Below are 3565 nucleotides of genomic sequence, written 5' to 3' on the forward strand. Positions count from 1 at the left end.
GCGTTGGGGCGCGTCGCGGGGCGCACGTAGCCGTAGCCCGCGGAGGCGCTGTGCGTGCGGCTCCACACGTAGCCGCGGTTGCGCTCGTAGCGGTAGATGTTGCCCCCATTCGGGTAGTAGTCGTGGGAGTGGCGCCCGTGCATGTTGCAGAGGCCGCCGTGCGCGTGCGGGTGGTCGTTCCAGTACCAGACCACCGAGGGGCCACTGTAGTAGTACGCGTTGTCCGAGTAGGCGTAGTACGTCGTGGTCGGCTCGTAGTCGTGGACGTGCACGTGCGAGTACGGGCACCAGCCGCCGCCGAAGTCATCGGGGATGGGGTGGTCGCTCGAATAGCTGTACTCGATGACCTGAACCGGGGCGTGACGCGCCGGACCGTGGACGTGGGCAACACATCCAGTGCCCATCATCAGTGCGAGCGGAACGGCGAGGGCGAGCAGGCGGCGCATGTGGTGACTCTCCTGGGCGGAGTGGACGGACGGGCCGTCCACCTTGCGGCCACGCGAGGAAGACGGACGGGCATGGAGAAAATTCACGCCCGGGTGCAGTCCCCCTTCAGGCCTCCGCCAGCCCCAGGATAGCGCCCTTCGTCCTCTGGTGGACACCGCCCGGGTGGTGTAGGGGGAAATGTGCGCGCTGCTTGTCCCCGTAGGGTGAGCCGCGGCGCGTGGGGAGACGCACCATGGCGGAGACTGAGTTCACTTCGGGCGCGAGCTGTCCGCTCCACCCGGCATTCGAAGCAGTGGGCACCTGCTCCCGCTGCGGCAACTTCATGTGCCGCACGTGCAGCGAAGGCGACTCGCAAGCCTGGTGTCCGGCCTGCCGTCAGCGCGAGGGCGTGGGACAGGCCTTTCCGCTGACCCGTGAGAACTGGAGCATCTCCGGGCTGATGGCGTTGTCCTGGGATGTGTTCAAGCGCGAGTGGGTGATGCTCTGTGTCGGCGTGCTCATCTTCCTGGCGGGGTCCTTCGCGGGGCAGGTCGTCTCGCAAATCTTCTCCGTCGTCAGCGGCCTGACGGAGAGCATCATCGTCACCATCCTGGGCTTCATCATCGGGATGATCGGCTCCTACGCCATCCAGGGCGCGATGACGCTGGGCCTCCTTCGGATGTGCATGGACGTGCTCAGCGGCCGGCGCGCGGACCTGGCGCGGATGTTCAGCCAGTTCGGCAAGATTCCCCAGTACCTGGGGACCCTCTTCCTGTCCTTCCTGTTGATGCTCCCGCTCCTGGTGCTCATCGTCGTGGGGGCGCTGGGCGCGGGGCTGGCGACCGGCACCCTGTCCTGGTCGGAGTTGATGGCGTTGAAGGACCTGCCGCCCTCGGAGCTGGACGCGGCCTTGACGCCCATGGTGCCGGGCCTCGCGGTGATGGGGCTGGTGGCCATCGCGCTCTACATCTTCCCGGGCGGGTGGCTCCTCTCGCCGCTCATCCTCATGCAGCCGGAGCTGGCCCGGACCGAATCGCCCGGCGTCGTGGAGACGCTGCGCCGCTGCTTCGTCTACGCGCGGGGGCAGCGCCTGCCCATGATTGGAACGATATTGCTGGGAGGCTTGCTCGCCATGCTGAGCGTGCTCCTCTGCTGCGTGCCCGTGATTCCCGCCCTGGGCTTCTTGCAGTTGCTGATGGCCGGGCTCGCCCTGGCGCTCAGCAACGGCGCCGAAGAGGCCTGAGCCCTTCCGCCACGCGGGGCCTTGCGCGCCTGTCGCGCGCAGGGCCTCCGGGAGGGTGAGGGGCCTCAGTGCACCACGCGCTCGGGCGAACCCGAGCGGGGCACGGACACCTTGCCCAGGCACGCGAGGATGTGCTCGCGGTACTCGGTCAGCTCCCGCAGGCCGCACAGCATCCACCGGCCGCCGATGACGAGCGTGGGCACACCGCGCACGCCGCGGTGGGTGGCATCCTGGTGCTCGTCGAGGATGAGGCGGCGCGTCTCCTCCGAGCGGAAGGCCGCGGAGAACTCGTCCATCGCCAGGCCCACGCGCGAGGCCAGCTCGAACACCACGTCCGAGCGGGACACGTTGACGCCCTGCTCCAGCGCCGCGCGCTGCATGGCGCGCGCGAGGAACGCGCGCGCCTGCGGGCCCTGCAGCCGCGCCGCTTCCAGCGCCGCCAACGCCGGCACGCTGGTGCGCGGTGGATCTCCCCCGAGCCACAGGTCCGTGGACAACAGGTGCGCGGCGGCGTCTGGTTCGCGCTGTGCGCGCTGGACCTCCTCCACCAACGCGCGTTGTTCGCGCATCGTGGGCAGCACGTCATGGACGCGCAGCGGATACGGCCTGACGCTCCAGCGGACGGCTTCGCCCAGCTCCTGGCGCAAGACCTCCAGGCGCAGGTCGGCGAGGTAGCACCAGGAACAAAGCACGTCCTGGTAGACGGTGATCTGCAGCGGCTTGTGCAGCGTTTTCATTTGAGGGCCGCCAGATTAGAGGGCCACCCGCGTCGCTGCCAACTCCCCAGGACACACGGGCCACGAAGGCATTCCTGAGTTCCTGAGGAGCATGCAAGGTGCCTTGCCCCGGCTGTGCGGCTGCTTGAAAGCAGGCGAGCGACCTCGGCGGACCCCGGGTTCGCGCTCACCCGGCGCGCTTCGCCTCGGCGTACTTCAGCGCGTGGTCGATGATGGCTCCCGCGATGTCCCGCTGCGTGGCGCGCTCCAGGCCCTCGAAGCCCGGGCTGGAGTTGATTTCCATCAGCCGGGGCCCGGCGCGACCCTCCAGCATGTCCACGCCCGCGACCTCCAACCCGACGACGCGCGCGGCCCGCACGGCGGCTTCCATGTAGGGCTCGGTCAGCTCGATTGCCTTCCCCTCGCCGCCGCGGTGGATGTTGGAGCGGAACTCACCGGACTTGGCCTTGCGCCGCATGGCGCCCACCACGCGGTCGCCCACGACGAGGGCCCGTACGTCCCGCCCCTCGCTCTCCGCGACGAACTCCTGGAGCACGATTTCCTGTCCCAGGTCCCAGAAGGTGTCGAGGATGGTCTGCACCTCCGACAGCGTGTGCGCGATCATCACGCCCACGCCCTGGGTGCCCCTGATGAGCTTGATGATGACGGGCAGCCCGTTGACCTCCTCCACCAGCCGGCGCACGTTGCTGCGGTCGTGCGCCATGACGGTGCGGGGGATGTCCAGCCCGGAGCGCGACAGGAACTGCAGCGCGCGCAGCTTGTCGCGGCTGCGCGCGATGGACGTGGGCGGGTTGAGGACGGGCACGCCCATCAGCTCGAAGTGGTTCACCACCGCCAGGCCATAGGCGGTGATGGACGCGCCGATGCGCGGCACCACCACGTCCACGCCACGCACCTCCACGCCGCGGTACGTCATGCGCGGTGCGTCTTGCGCGAGCAGCAGGCAGCAACGCAGCGTGTCCAGCACCAGCGGGCGGTGGCCCCGCGCGCGGATGGCGGCCACCAGCCGCCGCGTGGAGTACAGCGCGCGCTTGCGGGACAGGACGACGACCGTCTTCTTCGGGGGCCCTCGCCGCGGGGTCCGCTCGGGACGGTCGGGTGCCTTGGGCCCGGGCAGGACCGGGGCCTTCTTCGGCTTCACTTTGCGCGGGGGCATGGG

General features: G+C 69.5%; 3 protein-coding genes and 1 pseudogene. 1 reads left to right on the forward strand and 3 read right to left on the reverse strand.

Annotation, left to right across the window (positions count from 1 at the left end; genetic code table 11):
• Positions 1-446 (reverse strand): annotated as a pseudogene (locus G4D87_RS35445) (hypothetical protein); the annotation flags it as partial.
• Between the two features lie 233 nt (positions 447-679).
• On the opposite strand from G4D87_RS35445, the gene G4D87_RS35450 reads away from it, so the two are divergent.
• The gene (locus G4D87_RS35450; RefSeq protein WP_163787144.1) at positions 680-1669 is read left to right on the forward strand and encodes a hypothetical protein; all 990 of its coding nucleotides are present in this window, start codon (positions 680-682) and stop codon (positions 1667-1669) included.
• A gap of 65 nt (positions 1670-1734) precedes the next feature.
• Here G4D87_RS35450 and G4D87_RS35455 read toward each other — a convergent pair whose 3' ends face one another.
• Together G4D87_RS35455 and G4D87_RS35460 are read right to left on the reverse strand one after the other, a co-directional pair.
• A complete protein-coding gene (locus G4D87_RS35455) occupies positions 1735-2406 on the reverse strand; it encodes a DsbA family oxidoreductase (RefSeq protein WP_163787146.1) in 672 nt (223 codons plus the stop codon).
• 166 nt (positions 2407-2572) lie between these two features.
• Positions 2573-3562: an ATP-grasp domain-containing protein gene (locus G4D87_RS35460; protein WP_163787147.1), complete on the reverse strand. Its 990-nt coding sequence runs from the start codon at positions 3560-3562 to the stop codon at positions 2573-2575.
• Positions 3563-3565: the final 3 nt, after the last annotated feature.

Origin of the sequence: Myxococcus vastator (assembly GCF_010894475.1) — a bacterium.
Lineage (GTDB): Bacteria > Myxococcota > Myxococcia > Myxococcales > Myxococcaceae > Myxococcus > Myxococcus vastator.

Coding starts and splice junctions, on each gene's coding strand:
- G4D87_RS35455 (WP_163787146.1), bottom strand. CDS start 2,406: ATGAAAACGCTGCACAAGCCGCTGCAGATCACCGTCTACCAGGACGTG.
- G4D87_RS35450 (WP_163787144.1), top strand. CDS start 680: ATGGCGGAGACTGAGTTCACTTCGGGCGCGAGCTGTCCGCTCCACCCG.
- G4D87_RS35460 (WP_163787147.1), bottom strand. CDS start 3,562: ATGCCCCCGCGCAAAGTGAAGCCGAAGAAGGCCCCGGTCCTGCCCGGG.